This window comes from Endozoicomonas sp. ONNA2 (assembly GCF_024606365.1).
Taxonomy (GTDB): Bacteria; Pseudomonadota; Gammaproteobacteria; order Pseudomonadales; family Endozoicomonadaceae; genus Endozoicomonas.
Genome location: NZ_JAHHPO010000213.1, coordinates 1 through 19,885 on the forward strand (window position 1 = coordinate 1; position 19,885 = coordinate 19,885).

14 protein-coding genes are annotated in these 19,885 nt (G+C 50.0%); 5 read left to right on the forward strand and 9 right to left on the reverse strand.

All coding sequences use genetic code 11. The annotated features are described in order from the left end of the window. Positions 1 to 43: 43 nt before the first annotated feature. Both rarD and KDK14_RS03915 read right to left on the reverse strand, forming a co-directional pair. Complete coding sequence (gene rarD, locus KDK14_RS03910) at positions 44 to 961, reverse strand: EamA family transporter RarD (RefSeq protein WP_257263712.1); 918 nt, start codon at positions 959 to 961, stop codon at positions 44 to 46. Between the two features lie 349 nt (positions 962 to 1,310). Then, a complete protein-coding gene (locus KDK14_RS03915; RefSeq protein ID WP_257263713.1) occupies positions 1,311 to 1,595 on the reverse strand; it encodes a helix-hairpin-helix domain-containing protein in 285 nt (94 codons plus the stop codon). Positions 1,596 to 2,235: 640 nt separating this feature from the next. On the opposite strand from KDK14_RS03915, the gene lon reads away from it, so the two are divergent. Continuing rightward, a complete protein-coding gene (gene lon, locus KDK14_RS03920; protein WP_257263714.1) occupies positions 2,236 to 4,668 on the forward strand; it encodes an endopeptidase La in 2,433 nt (810 codons plus the stop codon). 248 nt (positions 4,669 to 4,916) lie between these two features. Here lon and KDK14_RS03925 read toward each other — a convergent pair whose 3' ends face one another. The 3 genes from KDK14_RS03925 to KDK14_RS03935 form a co-directional block, all read right to left on the reverse strand. Further along, the gene (locus KDK14_RS03925) at positions 4,917 to 5,531 is read right to left on the reverse strand and encodes a riboflavin synthase subunit alpha (protein WP_257263715.1); all 615 of its coding nucleotides are present in this window, start codon (positions 5,529 to 5,531) and stop codon (positions 4,917 to 4,919) included. Between the two features lie 28 nt (positions 5,532 to 5,559). Next, positions 5,560 to 6,087 (reverse strand): NUDIX hydrolase YfcD, encoded by a 528-nt coding sequence (gene yfcD, locus KDK14_RS03930; protein ID WP_257263716.1) that lies wholly within the window; start codon positions 6,085 to 6,087, stop codon positions 5,560 to 5,562. Positions 6,088 to 6,334: 247 nt separating this feature from the next. Beyond that, complete coding sequence (locus tag KDK14_RS03935) at positions 6,335 to 7,885, reverse strand: hypothetical protein (RefSeq protein ID WP_257263717.1); 1,551 nt, start codon at positions 7,883 to 7,885, stop codon at positions 6,335 to 6,337. A 538-nt stretch (positions 7,886 to 8,423) separates the two neighbouring features. Between KDK14_RS03935 and ppnN the strand changes: the two genes are divergently transcribed. Further along, on the forward strand, positions 8,424 to 9,800 hold the full coding sequence (ppnN, locus tag KDK14_RS03940) for a nucleotide 5'-monophosphate nucleosidase PpnN (RefSeq protein ID WP_257263718.1): 1,377 nt from the start codon (positions 8,424 to 8,426) through the stop codon (positions 9,798 to 9,800). A gap of 255 nt (positions 9,801 to 10,055) precedes the next feature. Further along, positions 10,056 to 12,647, forward strand: a complete 2,592-nt coding sequence (acnB, locus tag KDK14_RS03945) for a bifunctional aconitate hydratase 2/2-methylisocitrate dehydratase (protein ID WP_257263725.1) — start codon at positions 10,056 to 10,058, stop codon at positions 12,645 to 12,647. Positions 12,648 to 12,657: 10 nt separating this feature from the next. Here the strand turns inward: acnB and KDK14_RS03950 are convergent, their stop codons facing one another. The 4 genes from KDK14_RS03950 to KDK14_RS03965 form a co-directional block, all read right to left on the reverse strand. Next, a complete protein-coding gene (locus tag KDK14_RS03950) occupies positions 12,658 to 14,691 on the reverse strand; it encodes a DUF3488 and transglutaminase-like domain-containing protein (protein ID WP_257263719.1) in 2,034 nt (677 codons plus the stop codon). Then, positions 14,684 to 15,676 carry a DUF58 domain-containing protein gene (locus KDK14_RS03955; RefSeq protein ID WP_257263720.1) on the reverse strand — a complete coding sequence of 331 codons (993 nt, stop codon included), beginning with the start codon at positions 15,674 to 15,676 and terminating at the stop codon, positions 14,684 to 14,686. Before KDK14_RS03955 ends, KDK14_RS03950 begins: the two co-directional genes overlap by 8 nt. 11 nt (positions 15,677 to 15,687) lie before the next feature. Then, on the reverse strand, positions 15,688 to 16,584 hold the full coding sequence (locus KDK14_RS03960; RefSeq protein ID WP_257263721.1) for a MoxR family ATPase: 897 nt from the start codon (positions 16,582 to 16,584) through the stop codon (positions 15,688 to 15,690). Between the two features lie 61 nt (positions 16,585 to 16,645). Continuing rightward, positions 16,646 to 17,854: an O-succinylhomoserine sulfhydrylase gene (locus tag KDK14_RS03965; protein WP_257263722.1), complete on the reverse strand. Its 1,209-nt coding sequence runs from the start codon at positions 17,852 to 17,854 to the stop codon at positions 16,646 to 16,648. A 152-nt stretch (positions 17,855 to 18,006) separates the two neighbouring features. Here KDK14_RS03965 and KDK14_RS03970 point away from each other — a divergent pair, with 152 nt between their 5' ends. Then, positions 18,007 to 18,852, forward strand: coding sequence for a 5'-3' exonuclease H3TH domain-containing protein (locus tag KDK14_RS03970; RefSeq protein WP_257263723.1), 846 nt, complete (start codon positions 18,007 to 18,009; stop codon positions 18,850 to 18,852). Positions 18,853 to 19,446: 594 nt separating this feature from the next. Next, the coding region (locus KDK14_RS03975) for a hypothetical protein (RefSeq protein ID WP_257263724.1) at positions 19,447 to 19,885 on the forward strand (439 nt) is incomplete at its 3' end.

Below are 19,885 nucleotides of genomic sequence, written 5' to 3' on the forward strand. Positions count from 1 at the left end.
GTCGTTTAAATTAGCCTTGATTGGAACGATCGTAAGGCCGATTCTATCGCCCTGCGTGTGGGGCTTCCATCCGATCACGCTGTCGCTTATGTCGCAAGAGGCCATCCAGGGTAAAAATGGCCAGTGCAAGCCATATCAAAGCAAAGGTAGCCATCTGAACCAAACCCAGCGGCTCATTGTAAATCGTCACACCAACCAGAAATGAAATGGATGGCGCCAGGTACTGCATGATTCCCAAAACAGTCAACGACAACTTTTGCGCAGCCATATTGAACAATACCAGAGGTATCGTGGTCACAAACCCGGAAAGGGCCAGGAGAAGACTGGTATCAGGATCGCAAAAGCGAAAAGCATGGGCATCATTACCCAGCAGCCATAGAAAATAGAAAGCGACGGGGGGCATCAAAAGCAGTGTCTCAATAGCCAGTCCAGTGGTCGCATCGACTTTAATTCTTTTACGGATCAAACCATAAAACGCGAAACACAGGGCCAGCACAAAAGCGACCCAGGGCAGTCTACCCAGTAACAATATCTGCATTGATACCGCTGCTGCAGCTAAAAATACCGCCAGCATCTGGTATCGGGTCAGGCGTTCCCCCAGAAAACAATAGCCAAAAAAAACACTGATCAGCGGGTTAATGTAATAACCGAGGCTGGTTTCAAGAATCCTGTCATTGGTAACCCCCCAGATAAAACAGAGCCAATTTCCAGCAATAAGCAGTGACGACAAAACCAACCAGCCCAGTATCCGGGGTGACTGTATTATCTCAAGGACCCCTTTCAGTTTATGGCGAAAAGATAAAAAACAAACCAGCAAAAGCGATGACCAGAAAACTCGATGCGCAAGCACTTCCAAAGGCGGCACCTGTTCCAGAATTTTGAAATAGATGGGGATCAACCCCCACAAGGCAAATGCCCCAACGGCAAACGTCAGGCCAGACTGTAATCCAGTGTCCCTCACAAATCCCCCAACTCAGGCCCATGGCATGTCCGTGAGCCAAGAAAAAATAACAGTCCATTCACATCTTTGTACAAGCAACGAACCAAAACGCTGGATGCTTCATAACATATTGAATCAATATTATCCAAGAAATACACCAATAAGTAGCTAACCAAATTTCTCCGATTCTGCTGCCCGGGGAGAGTGTCTTTTTGGTGACGGTATGGTAAGAACATGATCTGAAAAGCCATCGATGGATCGGGATATCCATCGTTTATCAGACCACTTGAATGGAGATAAAAATTACCCGGGGAAGCCTGAACACAGTCAGGCTTCCCGAAAACTATCGCCGGTCAGCCTTCCAGACAGATCAGTCAAAGACTATACGTTTTTTATTTTTATCCAGCATTCTGCTGCCAACGTATTTCACCTTATCCAAATCATCAAAGCTCTGATAAGGACCATGCTGGTCACGATGCTTGACAATTTCCATTGCGATACGGGGCCCAACCCCGAGAAGTCCTTTATCAAGCTGTTCTATGGTTGCCTGATTCACATTAACTTTCGGATCAGCAGACCGGGATTTCTGGTCGGCCCCGAATACGGAGATACTGAAAAAAGATGCGCCTAGAAAAAAGAGGGTTTTTAAATCCATATCAATTGCTCCTTAATATTGAGACATAATCTGCTATTGATAGATTGTCTATAAAACAGCCTGTTAAATAAACCATCGTTAAGGACATTCAAGGCAATGCCAGAGGTAACTGCAAGACAAAAAATTCCTGAACAGATAAGCGGATCTTATTATCACGCAGCCGGAGCAACCCCCAAAACCTGTTCTTTAAAAGACAGCTGAAACGGAGTAGTTAACCAAATGAAATTCTGATTTCCGACCAAGTGATCAGTCACTCTCGGCAACTGCTTCTGCGTTACTCTGGCTCCTGCAAGTCATGGGGCGTGACAACCGGTCACATAACTACGGCTACACTGCCTGCGTTGTGCATTGCATAGTGACTGACAATTCATCAGCCGAAAGGCCTCCCGGCATCAAACCCTATCCATTGCCATTGGTCAGTGGCCCAATATTCCCATTACCAATCCTGACTATCTAAACCATACTTAAGTCCATTGACTATTGAAATTACTGGATAAGCCTCAAAATAGACTATTCAGAACACAAGGTTGAAGCACAGAGTAATGGGTGAGTCCAGGCTTCGATAAAGCTCGGTAAACCATGTCTTTGCAACAGAATATCAACCAGACTTTCCTGTTAAATCAGCTTTTGCAGACAGACTATGACAGATCAGGATCCAAACAACCCCGAAGTGATCAGTGGCGATGAAGACGGTCAGAAAACCAGTACTGGCCTTGTACTTCCAAACCAGTCACTGCCAGATAAACTCTATCTGATCCCCGTTTCCAACCGACCTTTCTTTCCTGCCCAGGTACAACCGTTAGTATTCAGCAATCAGGAGTGGGGAGAAACACTGCAGCGTGTTGGCCAGAGCCCTCACAAAGCGGTTGGTCTCAGTTTTGTTGGCCGTTTGCCCGGCATAGACGTCGCTCCGGAAGACTTTCCCCAGGTAGGCTGCGTTGTCAAAATCCATAATATTGTTTCAGACAATGATCAGGTTCAGTTTATTGCCCTTGGAATGCAACGTTTCAGAATACGACAGTGGTTGCGTCGGCGCCCCCCCTACCTTGTTCAGGTGGATTACATCGACACCCCTGCAGATGACAGTGATGAAGTAAAAGCCTATGCACTGGCACTGATTCAGGCGATCAAAGAGCTTATCCCGCTGAATCCCCTGTACAGCGAGGAGCTGAAAAATTATCTGAACCGCTTCAGTCCCAAAGACCCATCGCCTCTGGCGGATTTTGCAGCAGCTATTACTACCGCTCCCGGACAAGAGCTTCAGGAGGTGCTGGAAACCATTCCTGTTCAACGCAGGATGGAAAAGGTACTGGTGCTGATTCGCAAAGAGCAGGAGGTTGCCCGACTCCAGAGTGAAATAAATGCAGAAGTTAACCGGAAAATCAGTAACCATCAGCGCGAGTTCTTTCTGAAGGAACAGCTTAAAGTCATTCAAAAAGAGCTGGGCATATCGAAAGATGACCGAACTGCCGAGATTGAGCAGTTTCAGCAAAGACTGGAAAAGCTGGTCGTCCCTGAAAGTGCCAAGAGTAAAATCAATGATGAGCTGAAAAAGCTTTCTATTCTGGAAACCGGCTCCCCTGAATACGCTGTGTGCAGAAATTATCTTGATTGGGCAACGTCTGTCCCCTTTGGTCTCTACTCCGAAGATAATCTTGACCTTCATCACGCAAGAAACGTGCTCAGTTCTGACCATGACGGGCTTGAGGACGTTAAAGAGCGCATTGTCGAGTTTCTGGCAGTAGGTGCCTATCGGGAAGAAATATCCGGCTCCATTATGCTGCTTGTCGGCCCCCCTGGTGTGGGCAAAACCTCTATTGGCAAGTCCGTGGCCAAGGCCCTGGACCGAAAATTTTACCGTTTCAGCCTGGGTGGCATGAGAGATGAAGCTGAGATTAAAGGACATCGTCGTACCTATATTGGTGCGATGCCCGGCAAGCTGGTTCAGGCGCTGAAGGAGGTAAAAGTCTCCAACCCGGTCATCATGCTGGATGAGATTGATAAAATTGGTGCTTCCTTCCGTGGGGATCCCGCATCTGCCCTGCTTGAGGTATTGGATCCTGAACAAAACAGCGAGTTTCTTGACCACTATCTGGACATGAGAATTGATCTGTCAAAAGTCCTGTTCATTTGTACAGCCAATCAGTTAGATACTATTCCGGGCCCACTGCTTGATCGAATGGATGTGATCAGACTGTCCGGCTATATCACCGAAGAGAAGGTGGCGATTGCCAAGAATCACCTATGGCCCAAACAACTGGACAAAGCCGGACTCAAAAAGAACCAGCTGAGAATATCAGATACCATCTTCCGTAAAATTATTGATGGTTATGCCCGGGAAGCAGGGGTTCGTCATTTTGAGAAATTGTTGCAAAAAATCATTCGAAAAGTCGTCGTCAAATTCCTGGAACATGATGAAAACAAGCTGACGGTGACGGCAAAAAACCTGGAAGACTTCCTTGGAGCCCCCTACTTTCGCAAAGAAAAAACCATGGAAGGTATTGGTATCGTCACCGGCCTTGCATGGACCGCAATGGGTGGTGCCACACTCCCTGTAGAAGCCTGCCTGATACATCAGCAAAAAGCCGGCTTTAAACTGACTGGCAAGCTGGGCGAGGTGATGAAAGAGTCGGCTGAAATCTCCTACAGCTATACCACCAGCCACGCGAAAAAGCTGGGAATTAAGGAAGACTTTCTGAAAACAGCATTTATACACCTCCATGTTCCGGAAGGCGCCACTCCGAAAGATGGCCCCAGTGCCGGTATAACCATGACAACCGCACTAATCTCTCTGGCCAAAGGCATTAAACCCCTGAAAAATCTGGCGATGACCGGCGAGCTGACCCTGACTGGCAAAGTTTTGGCAGTGGGCGGTATAAGAGAAAAGGTGATTGCAGCCCGACGGCAGGGAATTATGAACCTGGTGCTGCCGGAAGATAACCGCAGAGACTTTGATGAGCTACCGGATTACATTCGTGAAGGTATCTCGGTACATTTTGCCAGCCAATATGACGATGTATATAAAATTGCATTTCCAGCGGCTGGCAAAGGCAAGGAAAAGAGAGGCAAGTAGAGCAACCCCTATCTTACCGTAAATAAAAAACGCCACCCTGACGGGTGGCGTTTTCTTGATCACTCTTTCAATAGCAGCGGGAACTAATCCCGTTTGGACACGCTAGTGAGCAATTTAATTCTGGGCTGTGCAGCAACATTTTTCAACTGAGATATAAGACATAATAATCATATTTAGAATTATTAAAATAGTAAAAGTATATAAACGACAATGACATGAAAAGCCTCCGGGAGCTAAATCACGACATATTATACGCCAGTTGATTCCAGATAATGTTTCACCGTAGTAACGATAGCCTGGGTCTGGCTATCTATTTCCAGGTTAACTCTATCCCCAACCTCGGCAGTACCAAATGATGTGGTTCGCAGGGTTTCGGGAATCAGGTGAACACAAAATCGTCTCTCATCTACCTTCTCGCCAATAGTCAGACTGCAGCCATTTAAAGAAACATAGCCTTTAGGCAGGATATAATCTTGCCATTCAGGCGCAAATTGGAAGCACACTGTCACATTGTTCTGTTCTTGCTTGATGTCGCAGATCTGAACAGTATCGTGAATGTGGCCAGAGAGCAGATGCCCGCCAATTTCATCACCAAAACGTGCAGCTCTTTCAATATTGACTTGATCACCTTCTTCCAGCGCCCCCAAGTTAGTAACCCTCAGGGTCTCTTTCATCACATCGAACGTGGCACTTTCCCGGTCAAAAGCAGTCACCGTCAAACAGCATCCATTCACCGCAATACTGGCTCCTGTTTCCAGGCCTTCCAGCAAGGTAGACGGCAAAAGCACCGTCATACGGTAGAGTTGGTTCAATTTTTCAATTCGACCAACCGGAAAAAATCCCCTCACAATACCTGTAAACATACACTACCTATCGTCGCCAAGGCATACATCAGAATGTGTCAAGACAGTGAACCAGTCTCTCAAGAGCAGCCAGACTGTCTGGTGTATAACGTCTGTGGTTGCGGTTAGACAATACCTCTTGCGGTGATTCCAGCACCACACTGGCAACCTCTTCTTCCTGCAGGGTCAAGGGACCGTCATAGTAACAGCTGTAGACCCTGCCCCAGACCTCACAGTCATCATTATGGAAAAAAAAGTGAAAATGCGAGGTGATGGGCACATTCTCGATACCAAGCTCCTCAGCCAGCTCCCGTTCAGCCGCCTGATCGTAGCTTTCTCCCTCAGTAACCACGCCCCCCGTAGCAGGATCAAAGTAGCCCGGATAGATATCCTTATTGAGGGTTCTTTCCTGCACATAAAGCTGTCCGGTTGAGTTGAAGACAAAAATATAGGTTGCCCTGTGACAAAGTGCTTCTTCTCGCATTTTCCCCCTGGGAACGGACCCGAGAACAAAATTATGATCATCAACCACCACTACACTTTCCACGGACGTTTTCACCTCTTGCTGGCCAGGCATCGGGATCTCCTGTTATCTGCCTTTTGTTATTTTGGCAACATCTTATATCAAGCTATTGATAATCGGAAACAGAAAATCAGGGCTGCTGGACACCAGCTTGGGGAAGCATAAAGACATGCATGCCGTGTATCCATCAAAATACAAAATGAAGGATCCATCGCCGAAGGCTTGCACCAGACAGCAACAACTGTCTGGGCTAAGCATATGGAAGGGACAAAAACAATTTGTGAATGGTTTTATAGGAATTTTACTCAGGATTATCTGTTACCGATATTCTGAGATGAAGGCTTTCATCCTCATGCTGCAGATCATCCAAAAAAGGCAGAGGCAAGAAATGTGGAAAACCAAAGGGCCTATTATGCTCACCGATTGGTTTTTGAAAATTCTCATCTTGATCAACCGTAGTAAAACTCATTGTGTTGCATGCTACATGCTCTTTATTAACCACTTCGACGGTTACTATTTTCTGCATGGGCCAAGGCACATCTTCATCATGCTCACCCTTCACAACCTGAATATACACGCCAACGTGGTCCCTGTCCTCCTCCTTGTCATAATGACCGGATGGTACGTATATTTGTGCACGCAGCCTGTATCCATCTGTGTAAAAAGAGTCGCTGTGAAGGGTCTTGGGTGAAGTACTCATCATAACGGTCTGCATTACAGTCCTACTGAAATTTTCCAGCTTCCACTCAAGAATTCCGTTGGCATTGGGCCTGAGCGGTTCATCTGGAGTATTTATCGCAAGATTGGGCTTACCAAGCTCTTTCACAGTTTGTTCAAGTGCTTCAAATCGTTGCAAATACTCTAGCATGGACAAATTCCTCAGCTCATTGAGACTAGATTGAATAGCCTCTTGCTGTGCCTTTAGCTCACGTATATCAGCGGCAAGACTTCGCAGAGTTTCAGCGTTCTCATTTTTTGACTTTAGCTCACACATTCCATCGACAAGACTTCGCAGAGTATCAGCGTGCATCTTAATAGTTTTATTTTGAAAATCGATAGTTTCAGCGTGACTTTGAATAGTTTTATCGTATTTTAGAAAAGTTTCGCCAACCCCGATCTTGAGATTCTCAACTGCAGACACCACTCTTTTCATTTGATCTTGAATGGTTGTTAACACAGCGGACTGATCCTGATCTGCAGGCGAAATAGCCATTGCTCCTGCCGGTTCCCAGTCAGAGGGAGCTGATGGCATTAGCGCAAGCGGTCTGCTCTGATCATCCACTGGGTTATTCTCAACAGGAGAAAACTGAATCAGTTGACCTGATTCGGGGTGAGCAGTTTTGTAATGCTCAGGCAATGCACTTAACATAACACGCTCACCACATTCGTTATGCGGGTACCCGGTAGCTTTGTCTAACTCTCTCGCACAATAAACAGGGAAAGTTTTTGATAACTCAGTGAGCCCCTCGTGTTCTTTAAGACCGGAATAAAGATCACCCTCGGGGATACAGCCTGCACAAGCTGCCCATTCAGTCTCTCCAAGATCGTTCCGTAAAGACTGATCATCGCAAGCCGAATTTAGGTCCATAATTTTTCGAGTTGGGTCAATAGCAATGGCATTGATTGATGGAGCCTCTATGATATGCCTTTCATTGGGATGTGAAAGTTGACATAAAAAACGATCCAGCTGATCGATAGTGCGTTCTGAACATCGTAATGCTTTGCCAGTGCGAGTACGATAAACTCCGCTCATAGCCTCAGAATGCGCAGTTGCAGGCACAACCCCGGGCGGCGAACCTGTCGGATGCTGAGTAAATCGGTCGAGTGGTGGATACAGTGAATTCGAGTGCATTATCAATACTCCTTAAAATAGATTGTATTTTTTAAGTAACCCTTAAAAAAGGTATTTCACATCTTATGATGCTTTAAAACATCTCAAAATCAACGTAATCATCAAAGCTGATCTGAAACAATGGTTAGACAGCAGATTCATTCGATAGTTCAGTGAGGCGGCAGAAATGAGTGCCTGAAGGTTTATTACGGGTTGTTCCTGGCAGAAAATCGTTCTACCCCTGACGCTGGAAGCATTCTTTTAGTTCTGAGATATTTCCGTCCCAAAAAAGAGCCACTTTAACCTGAGTAACCCGAAAGCCTGTCCGGGAATCTGATCAAGGCATTTGTATTTGCAACTTGTCAGAGCTGCTCGTCGAGACTGATCGGAAACGACCAAAACCGGTATAATTGACCAAAGGTAAAAACTGTCATTTTCACTCGATTTCAACCCACAGCACCCGATAGTTAGTTAAATACATCTTTGTCCTCACCAGTATCTGCCATAACCACCGCAAAGACGCTGTCGGACACCAAACACCACCCTCCAAGGGGGCATGATGAGTAAAACCAATGTAGTCTCCGCCGTTGTTAACCCGGTAGGTTCCATGCGAGTACTGTCCAGCCGGGAAGTCAATATTCTTCAGGATAATACCAAAGCAGGCCTGCACCGACTGTTCCGCCAATGCGCCCTGGCGGTGCTGAGCGATGAGATGGAAGGTGACAGCGCAGAAGAGCTATTACAAACCTATACCGATTTTGATATCCGCATTGTTCAGGAACACCGTGGGCTGAAACTGGAGCTGATCAACGCGCCCGCCTCGGCATTTGTTGATAAGAAACTGATCCGGGGCGTTCGGGAAAACCTGTTTTCTGTGCTCAGGGATATCCTGTATGTCTCTTTCCTGATCACCAATGACCAGCGCTTCAGCCATGGAAGCTCATCAGACATCACTCATCTGGTGTTTGAGGTACTCAGAAATGCCAACGGGTTCATCACCAAACAAACCCCCAATATTGTTGTCTGCTGGGGAGGCCATTCCATTGGCCGTGATGAATATGAATACACCAAGCTGGTTGGCTATCAGCTGGGCCTGAGAAGAATGAATATCTGCACTGGCTGTGGCCCCGGAGCCATGAAAGGCCCCATGAAAGGCGCTTACATCGGGCATGCCAAACAGCGCATCAGTCATGGTCGTTTTATTGGCCTGACGGAGCCGGGCATCATCGCCGCCGAGTCCCCTAACCCCATCGTCAACGAGCTGATTATCCTGCCGGATATCGAAAAACGTCTGGAGGCGTTTGTCCGCCTGGGGCATGGGATTATCGTCTTCCCCGGTGGCCCGGGAACCTGCGAAGAGATTCTCTACATGATCGGTATTCTCCTGCACCCGGACAATAAAGATCTTCCCCTGACCATGATTCTGACCGGCCCCGCCGGGTCAGAGGCTTATTTTGAACAGATAGACAGATTCATCGGCAACACCCTGGGAACAGAGGCCCGGGAGAAATATCAGATCATCGTCAATAATCCAGCCAGAGTGGCCACGATCATGGCAAAAGGGCTGGAGCAAGTCACTCGCTTCCGTCGTCGCCATGGCGATGCCTATTACTTTAACTGGCTGCTAAAGATTGATCAGGAGTTCCAGCAACCGTTTGATCCCACCCATGAAAACATGGCCAATCTGGAACTGCACAGCAATCTCCCGGCCCACCAGCTGGCTGCCAATTTACGCCGTGCGATGTCCGGCATTGTCGCAGGAAACATAAAAGAAGACGGTGTCAACCTGATTCGTGAGCATGGTCCATATCAGCTCAGCGGTGAACCGGAACTGATGAAACAAATGGATACCCTTCTCCAGTCGTTTGTTGCACAGCACCGGATGAAGCTGCCCGGAAGCCATTACCAACCCTGCTACGAAATCATTGAATCCTGACTTTGGTCAATCCCGCCTGAAGCAGCTAGTGCGGCTTCTTCGGGCTCTTGGATAAATCACAGAAACCACCATTCACAGAAAAAATAGTGCCTATTACGGTCTTTACTTAACTTGAAAAGCACCTTTCGCTATACTGCCCGCGCCACCAGTGTTACTGGTAAAGATTTCCTTGGAACGTCTGACGGACCCATAAAACCATAATGGTTTGTCGAAGGATCGCCCAAGAGCCTGCCACAGATGATGAGGGTAGAACTCGTGTTAGAAGCCTACAGAAAACACGTCGAAGAGCGTGCCCGGGAGGGTGTCCCACCCAAGCCGTTAAATGCAGAGCAGGTGTCAGGCCTGGTTGAACTGCTGAAAAATCCACCCGCAGGTGAAGAACAATACATTCTGGACCTCCTTGAAAACCGTATTCCTCCCGGCGTTGATGAAGCAGCCTATGTAAAGGCCGGATTCCTGTCCGCCATCGTCAAGGGTGAAGCTGAATCGCCACTGGTGAGCAGTAAGAAAGCGGTTGAGCTATTGGGGATGATGCTGGGTGGTTACAATATCGAAACCCTGATTGCCCTTCTGGACAGCACTGAGCTGGGTGAACTTGCCGCTGAACAGCTGAAAAACACCCTGCTGGTGTTCGACTCTTTCCACGATGTGGAAGAGAAAGCCAAAGCGGGCAACGCCAACGCCCAGGCCGTCCTTAAATCCTGGGCTGAAGCGGAGTGGTTCACCCGGCGCGATGCCGTACCGGAAAGCATCAAGGTCGCTGTATTCAAGGTGACCGGTGAAACCAATACCGATGACCTGTCCCCTGCCCCGGATGCCTGGTCCCGCCCGGATATTCCTCTGCACGCCCGTGCCGCCTACAAGATGACCCGTGATGGCCTTGAGCCTGAAGAGCACGGCGTTACCGGCCCGCTTGAGCAAATTGAAGCCATCAAGGGCAAAGGCCTGCCGGTTGCCTTTGTGGGTGACGTGGTCGGCACCGGTTCTTCCCGTAAGTCCGCCACCAACTCAGTACTCTGGTTCTTTGGCGATGATATTCCCGGTGTGCCCAACAAGCGTGCCGGTGGTATCTGTATAGGCAGCAAGGTCGCCCCTATTTTTTTCAACACCATGGAAGATGCCGGTGCCCTGGTGTTTGAAGCTCCGGTGGATCAGCTGAATATGGGAGATGTGATCGAAATTCGCCCCTACGATGGCAAGATTCTCTCTGAGTCCGGGGACGTTCTCTCTGAGTTCACCTTCAAATCTGACGTTATTCTTGACGAAGTGCAGGCCGGTGGCCGTATCAACCTGATCATCGGTCGTGGACTGACGGACAAAGCCCGTGAAGCGCTGGATCTGGGCCATTCCGACATATTCCGCCGCCCGCAGCCACCCAAAGAGTCAACCCATGGTTTTACCCTGGCCCAGAAGATGGTCGGTAAAGCCTGCGGTGTTCCCGGTGTCCGTCCTGGCCAGTACTGTGAACCCAAAATGACCACTGTCGGCTCCCAGGACACCACCGGCCCGATGACCCGTGATGAATTGAAAGACCTGGCCTGTATGGGCTTCTCTTCAGACCTGGTCATGCAGTCTTTCTGCCATACTGCTGCCTATCCAAAGCCAGTAGATGTGGAAACTCACCACACCCTGCCGGACTTCATCATGAACCGGGGCGGCGTTGCGTTGCGCCCTGGTGACGGTATCATCCACAGCTGGCTGAACCGTATGCTGCTGCCCGATACTGTTGGTACTGGCGGTGACTCCCACACCCGTTTTCCGCTGGGCATCTCTTTCCCTGCCGGTTCTGGCCTCGTGGCGTTTGCCGCGGCAACGGGAGTCATGCCATTGGATATGCCTGAGTCTGTACTGGTCCGTTTCAAGGGTGAAATGCAGCCTGGCATCACGCTTCGTGATCTGGTGCACGCCATTCCACTCTACGGCATCAAGCAAGGCCTGCTGACCGTTGAGAAGAAAGGTAAGAAGAATGCCTTCTCTGGCCGTGTTCTGGAAATTGAAGGTCTGGAAAACCTCACCGTTGAACAGGCTTTCGAACTGTCCGATGCTTCTGCGGAACGCTCTGCTGCTGGCTGTACCATCACCCTGTCTGAAGCATCCATCACTGAATACCTGAAGTCCAACGTTACCATGCTGCGCTGGATGATCAGCGAAGGTTATGGCGATGCCCGTACCCTGGAACGTCGTGCCCGCAAGATGGAAGAGTGGCTGGCCAACCCCACCATGATGCGTGCCGATGCCGACGCGGAATACGCCGAGGTGATCGAAATCGATCTGGCGGACATCAGGGAACCTATTCTCTGTGCGCCCAACGACCCGGACGATGCACGTACACTGTCAGATGTTGCCGGTGACAGGGTTGACGAAGTGTTCCTGGGCTCCTGCATGACCAATATCGGCCACTTCCGTGCGGCCGGGAAATTGCTGGAGCAGAACCATGATCCACTGAAAACCCGTTTCTGGATGTCGCCTCCCACCAAAATGGACAAGGCACAACTGGAAGAGGAAGGCTATTACAACATCTATAACGACAATGGTGTGCGGACCGAAATCCCCGGCTGCTCACTGTGCATGGGTAACCAGGCACGGGTAGAGCCGGGGGCAACGGTACTCTCCACCTCTACCCGCAACTTCCCTAACCGCCTGGGGGATGGCGCTAACGTATACCTGTGCTCTGCTGAACTGGCGTCTGTCGGTGCTATTCTTGGCAAAATCCCCACTGTAGCGGAGTATATGGAATACGCCAGCAACCTGGATGCCATGGCCGGTGACGTCTATCGTTACCTCAATTTTGACCAGGTAGCGTCTTATCAGAAGGCGGCTGACGATATCATCGCCAAAGCCAGCTGATAAATGTAACTTACAGTTGCCTGATCATTTTACTTAACTGATCAGGCAACGGTTTATCCTCCCCCACCCGTCCTGAGTATGCCGACTGAATATAGAGATCAACGATCGGTAATAACTGTGCACCTATCGCCGCATTTTCAGCGTTCACTCTCAAGGCGAAATCTTTTGGCCCCTCCCCTGCCCGGCGCTCAAAGCCCTTATTGAGCAATTTTCTTTCGAGTCGTAACCAGAGCTTTTGATGAGGATTTGGCACCGGCCTTTGATACAGGGCAAAGATCCCGAAGAGTATCAGCAGCAGCGCTAATAACCCTCCAAGCACTGCCATCTGCTGCCAGTAAAAGGATGAGGTACCAAACAACTGACTCATAAAAGAGTGCTGCTTTTCCTGCTGGTACTGAACCACAGACTTCTGCCAGCGATACTCAAGCCGCTCCCAGCCCTGTCGAACCGACTTGAAGAAGCCGACTTGACCAAAACGGTAGGCCAGGGGAATCTGTCCCTGCAACAATCCTCCCCGCTCAATCATGTCATCAATACCCAGATCAATCCGCTCTGGAGCTACCGCTGCGGTGGGATCAAAACGCATCCAACCCTGTCCGTTGACCCAAATCTCTGCCCAGGCATGGGCATCCCGCTGAAGTACCCGGACCACCTGTTCCTCCGGCAAATACTCTCCTCCCAGGTAGCCTGTGACAATTCGTGCTGGTATCCCCACTGAGCGCATCATAAACACGAAGCTGCTGGCATAGTGCTCACAAAAGCCGCTGCGGTGCTCAAACAGAAATTGATCGACCCCATTCTGCCCCATCAACGGTGGCGACAATGTGTAGTAAAACGGCTCCTGGTTGAAATAGTCCATTAACAGCCGCGCCATGGTAACCGGATCCCGACCTGATTCGGCAAATAATTGTTGTGCCAAAAGACGGCTCTGGACGTTGCCATTGGCAGGCAATGACTTATTAAGAGCCAGTAACCAGGAAGGCATAGCGATCGTCTGTGCAACCACGATTTGCCGGGCAGGCTGGTATAGCCGTCGCTCGAAGACAGGTTTATCCGATTCAAGTCGTAAGGTTCTCAAAACGGTGGTTTTCGGAACCGATGCAGCGGCCATCCCCAGAACGGGAAGCCATTGTCGACCACTGGGTTCCAGTAAGATTTCATAGTTGTACTGCCCTGGCTGAACCTGCCACCAGCCATCAATCACTGGCGATTTACTCTGCCAGTCTCGTTCATCCGCAATTTCTCCCGGAAACTGGCTCAATAAACGCACCAGGTCACTTTGCCGCCACTGTTCGCCGTCATATTGATCAAGAACCAGCGTTCTCCAATAGCGTTCCCTGGCCGGTGGTACAGGACCTGTGAACTGAGCCCGAAAAGCCAGCTCATAAGACTGGCTGAGCCTTGCCACATCTCCAGGCTGCATGGTGTCAGATAGCCCGGTCTGAGCCTCTCCTTCAGGCCAGGGCACGGCCCATAATGGACCAAGACGGGGAACAAAGATAAAAAGCGCCAGTGTCAGAGGCAGGGCCTGCAGCATGACGATGCCAGTAAAACGAAGACTGCCTTTTATCCCAGAGGTCAGTGAAGAGCCATAAGCCGGCGCGTACATGGCATGAATCGCTGTCACCAATAGACCCACACACAACAGCTGATAAAGTGCCTGCAGCAAGGACTGGGAATAGATCACCCCGGCCCCCACCACAAAAAAGCCGATATAGGCGATCACCAGCGCATCCCTGCGGGTTTTCATTTCCAGCATTTTCAGTGCATAACCGGTCACCAGAAAAGCCACCGCCAATTCCAGTGACAACTGCAAACCAGAAGAAGTGACAATAAGTACCAGGGAAAGAGCGACCAACAGCCGTCTGATAAAATCCGACGGCCAGGCCCCCCTGCCAAACCAGATCAGTGCACGCCAAATCACCGTGCACAGCAGCAGCGGAAGTACCGGAACGGGCAGGACCCCAAGCACCGGCAATGCCACCATAACCTGTGCAATCAGTAACCAGAGAGTGGCATAACGGGAAACGGATAAGCTAGCCATTTACCACTCCAGAACGGGCCATACCATCCCCCAGTTCATACAGCGCCAGCATTTCCAGGCACCCCTTCAAATGCAGCTCACCGGTTGATGGATCCAGTTTCTGCCCTGCCAGAACCAGACCATACGCATACTGTTGCTTATCACACTGCAGACACCAGGCGGTCAAAACAGAAAGCTTTTGTTCAAGATCTCCATCCGGCACCTGATCCATGGAAAACCAGAGTTCACGGCCTGATGGTTGATCAAACTGCCTGGTCAGCAGCTCTCCTGTTCGGGCATAACCTTTCCAGAAAACATGGGCAGGAGAGTCTGTCTGCTGATAACTTCTGAACCCGGCAAAGTCATCAACGCCGGAAGCCGTTAATGATCGCTCACCATCGTCCGCTATATCATTCTCCGGTAATGGGTAACGGTCATCAGGTGCTGGATACACCACGGAACGAAAATCCAGACGGACCCAGCTCCATGCCCGGCATAATCCCAGGGGGTAGATACTTTCTACACGCAGTCGCCCGGGCCGGAACCATCCCCGAGAACCAGCCGGGGCAACCAGCCGCTGTTCAGTATCGCTATCAAAGCTAACCAGAACAGATTCCGTCTCCGGCCAGCCAATGGCGATGGAGTAACGTGGTCGCCGTTCATTGAGACACGCTATCGATACGGGAATAAACTCGTCGGCATGCCCGGCTTCAGCCCCTCTGGCCACCAGGGTAATACCGGCCAGGTTCCGCCAGGTATGAAGAATGGATAATAAAAAAAGGCTCAGCATAAAAAAGCAGAGCCCATAGGCCAGTGAATTGCTGTAATTGACCCCCACCAGAAAAATCACCAGCACCATGGCAAGCCATAAAAATCCGGAACCTGTCGGCACAATATAAATACGACGCTGGTTAAGTTTAACTCTGGTCGCCCTGGGTGTGCGCTGGTCAGCCCATTGCTGAAAATAGCTGCTCAGCCATTGTCTTGATGCAGTCAGTATGTTCATTGATGAAATACTCAGACCATGGCATTAACGCGGCCAAGGAGTTCACCGGGCGATATGCCCTGTTTGGTCAGCCGGTGATTGGCAACCGGAACAAACACCGCCTGAATATCTTCCGGAATCAGGTAGTCCCTGCCGTCTATATAAGCCCAGGCCCGGGCTGCCTGTAACAGTGCCAAACCCGCCCTTGGCGACAAGCCAACGGCAAAATACCCCTCTTCACGGGTGGCCTTCAGTAATCGCAGCACATAATCCAGTAAAAGATCACTGGCATGGACGGTATTGACTTCCTGCTGCATCAGCAGAAACGCCTCCGGTGTCACTGACTGATCCAGCTGGCTGACCAGAAACCGCCCGGCCTCTCCCCGGAGAATCGCTTTTTCCGAGTCGGTATCCGGGTACCCCATGGGAATGCACATCAAAAAGCGATCCATCTGCGATTCAGGCAGTGGAAAGGTTCCCTGTTGGGTCAACGGATTCTGGGTAGCAATCACCACAAACGGCTCAGGCAACGATCTGCCCTGCCCTTCTACGGTCACCTGTCGCTCTTCCATGGCTTCCAGCAGTGCACTCTGGGTTCGGGGTGAAGCACGATTGATTTCATCAGCCAGCAGCAGCTGGGAAAACACGGGACCGGGCTTGAACTGGAATTCAGACGACGCCCGATCAAAAATAGAAACGCCCAGAATATCCGTCGGCAACAGGTCACTGGTAAACTGGATTCGTTGATACTCCAGCCCCAGCAATCGGGCCAGTGACAGGGCCAAAGCAGTTTTCCCCATACCGGGCAGATCGTCGATTAACAGATGACCTCGGGCTAACATACAGCACAAAGCCAACCTGAGTTCCCGGTCTTTCCCCCGGATAACACCAGACAGTGCATCCAGAGAATTCTGCAGCGTTGAGTTCATAAATTATGGTTCCAGCTTTGTTTTTATTAGAGCACCATCCCTGGACAGTAACACACCGGGCTTACGACAACTGGCTGAGTCCCTTTTCCAGATCGGTTTTAAGATCCTCTATATTCTCAAGACCAACAGCAATGCGAACCAGGCTTTCTGTAATGCCTGACTTTATTTTGTCTTCATCGGACAAACGACAGTGTGTCGTTGTTGCCGGATGGGTAATGGTCGTGCGAGTATCCCCCAAATTGGCAGTTCGGGACATAATCTGAACACTGTCAATCACTTTCCAGGCCGACTCCCGGCCGCCTTGCACTTCAAAGGCCAGCACGCCACCGAACCCTTTTTGCTGTTTTCTGGCCAGCTTATGCCCCGGGTGGGAGTCCAGACCAGAATAATGGACACGCTCCACCGCCGGATGCTGACTGAGCCACGTCGCCAATTTTGAAGCGTTACGACAATGGGCATCCATACGCACAGAGAGCGTCTCCAGCCCTTTATAAAACACCCAGGCATTGAACGGACTCATGGTTGCCCCTGCAGCCCGCTGCCATAAGTGCACCTCATCCACGAACTGTTTCCTGCCAACCACCATGCCACCCAGGCAGCGTCCCTGACCATCAATGTATTTGGTGGCCGAATGCACCACCAGGTCAGAACCAAACGACAGTGGACGTTGCAGGGCTGGAGTACAGAAGCAGTTATCAACCATAAGCAAAGCGTCGTTAGTGTGGGCAATCTCCGCCAGAACCTCAAGATCAGCCACGTCACTCAATGGATTGGAAGGGGTTTCCAGAAAGAGAAGTCGGGTCTGCGGTGTCATGGCCTCACGCCACTGTTGATAATCCACCAGATCAACAAACGTGGTTTTAACGCCAAACTTGTCAAAATATTTGGCAAAGATGGTAAATGTGGTGCCAAATACATTGCGGGAACAAACAACATGATCACCACTTTTCAGCAGCGCCATACCGGTGCCAAGAATAGCGGCCATGCCAGAAGCCGTGGCACAGGCGGTAATGTCGTCGTCAACCTCACTGCCTTCGAGCACCGCCATGCGTGCTTCCAGCATCTGTACTGAAGGGTTGGTATAACGGGAATAGACATTGCCCGGTTCATCCCCGGCAAAAACCGCCTGAGCCTGGGCCGCACTGTCATAAACAAAACTTGAACTCAGATAAATGGCTTCGCTATGCTCACGCTGACCGCTGCGAAACGAACCTGCACGGATAGACTGGGTTGCAAATGCAAGAGCCTCAGTCAAATCATGATCATTCATGGAACTTCCTGAATTACCGCGTATTTTTGGAATTTATACCTGTATCAGTCCGTTAACATACCAGAACACAGGACAAATCCACAGCATGCTTTGAGCAAATTTCCGCTATCATGGCCAAAGGTAAATAATCACCACTGGAATCAACCGATAATATGGCACCAACGCTGCTTCTGATTGATGCCCTGAACCTGATACGGCGCATCCATGCAGCTATCCCGTCAAGGGAGCCTCAGGCCGATGAAAACCAACAGGTAGATGGTGCCTTATCCGCAACACTGTCGTCCGTGCAACGAGCCATCAGAGAGTGTACCCCAAGCCATGTTTTGATGGTCTTTGATGGTGACCCTCCTACCTGGAGACACCAGCTTCTGCCCGGATATAAAGCACAGCGTAAGCCGATGCCGATGGTCTTACGACAGAGGCTGGTTGAATTCAATAATGCTTTCCGTCAGATGGGACTAATGACCTTTCGCCGTAACGGCGTAGAAGCAGACGACGTGATTGGTGCCATTACCCACAAGGCCATTGCCGCCAAGGTAAAAACGGTGATTCTGTCAACAGATAAGACTTACCGGCAGCTGCTCCATTCGCCGCTGGTCATACAACGGGATCATTTCCAGAAAGAGAATTTTGACAGTACCTCTGTCCGTACAGAGTATGGAATAACCCCGGAGAAATTACCGGACTACTGGGGTATAGCAGGAGTGGGAGATATTCCCGGTGTGGAAGGGGTAGGAAAGAAAGGCGCAACCGGGCTACTTAACCGGTTTGGCAGTTTACAGGCAATATTCGAGCCTGATGTGACAGGTGGGGAGAAGGTGGGGGAGAAGGTGGAGGTGAAGGTGGAGGTGGAGGTGAAGGTAAAAGGTGCGCTGAAGAAAGTGCTGGAGCAGAGGGAGCAAGCCGAGCTATCGGTACGCCTGGCAACGTTACAGCATGATGTGGAGTTAGGGTTGAGCTTAAAAGACCTGCGATACCAAGAGACAACCCAAGGTTAGGCAACCCCGGGGAATCGTCCCGGAATAACTTCCATGTCGAATGGGTGAGACGAAGGGTTAACAACACTGACACTCCCCGCCCTATGGGCGTGAGTTCTTGATCGCTCAAGAACGTTTCTGTTTCCCAGTTCGATGCCCGGAGAACATTTTGGTCGCCCAAAATTGGTTATCGCACAAAAGTTACTATGGTGAGAACTTTCACGGTGACGAAGCAACCGGGTCGCGTAGACGGGGGGGGGGCCGGGAGGCTGTACGAGAATAGACTGCGCTACTGCGGTGGCAGCAAATTGGTCTAAAAATCATTCTTCTTTGTCAAATAATCCCGCCATTCTCCTCAGAATCAGAAATTTCCCTAAATTCCTCATAATCCTCGCTACGGGCGCTATTGTTGGACAGCCTCCTCCTGGTGCTGGATAACAAGGAATGAACACTCAAGCGGAAGGCTCCGCGTGGCACGGCCCGATTGGGCGATGCTTTACGGTAATTTTTGGTAACTGAAAAAAATATCACTTCTAAGTGAACTTTTTACTAATCGGTTGATCTACAGATGTTGCATGGCGCCATCAATCAAAATTCGTACTGAGGAGATTCATCATGGATCAAGTAGGTCGTTCAAATAGTTATGAGCTTCAAAAATTCGTCCAGACTCAACAAGGCGATGCCGAATCGGGCGTGAGGCGGGATGATCGAAGTTGTGGGACCAAAGTGTTTAAATGGATTCTCAATCACCCGTTCCAGACAACAATTGCAGCCATTGGGGTGCTAGGGGGGCTGGGTGCCAGTTGTTATGGCCTTGCCCTTTTAGTTGCAGCCCCGGCTGCAACAGCATTGTCTGCACGAAATGTAACCCCTTCAAGTGCAAGCTTTTCTGGTACAACAATATTGCCAAGACCAAATGTAACCACCAATACAACAACCATCGGAATGCCGACCACCACTACCAGGGCAACGACCATCAGTCACACCACTGCCAAAGCGCCGACCAACGGAACAGCAATCTCCAATACCACAACCACCAGAGCACCGACCAACG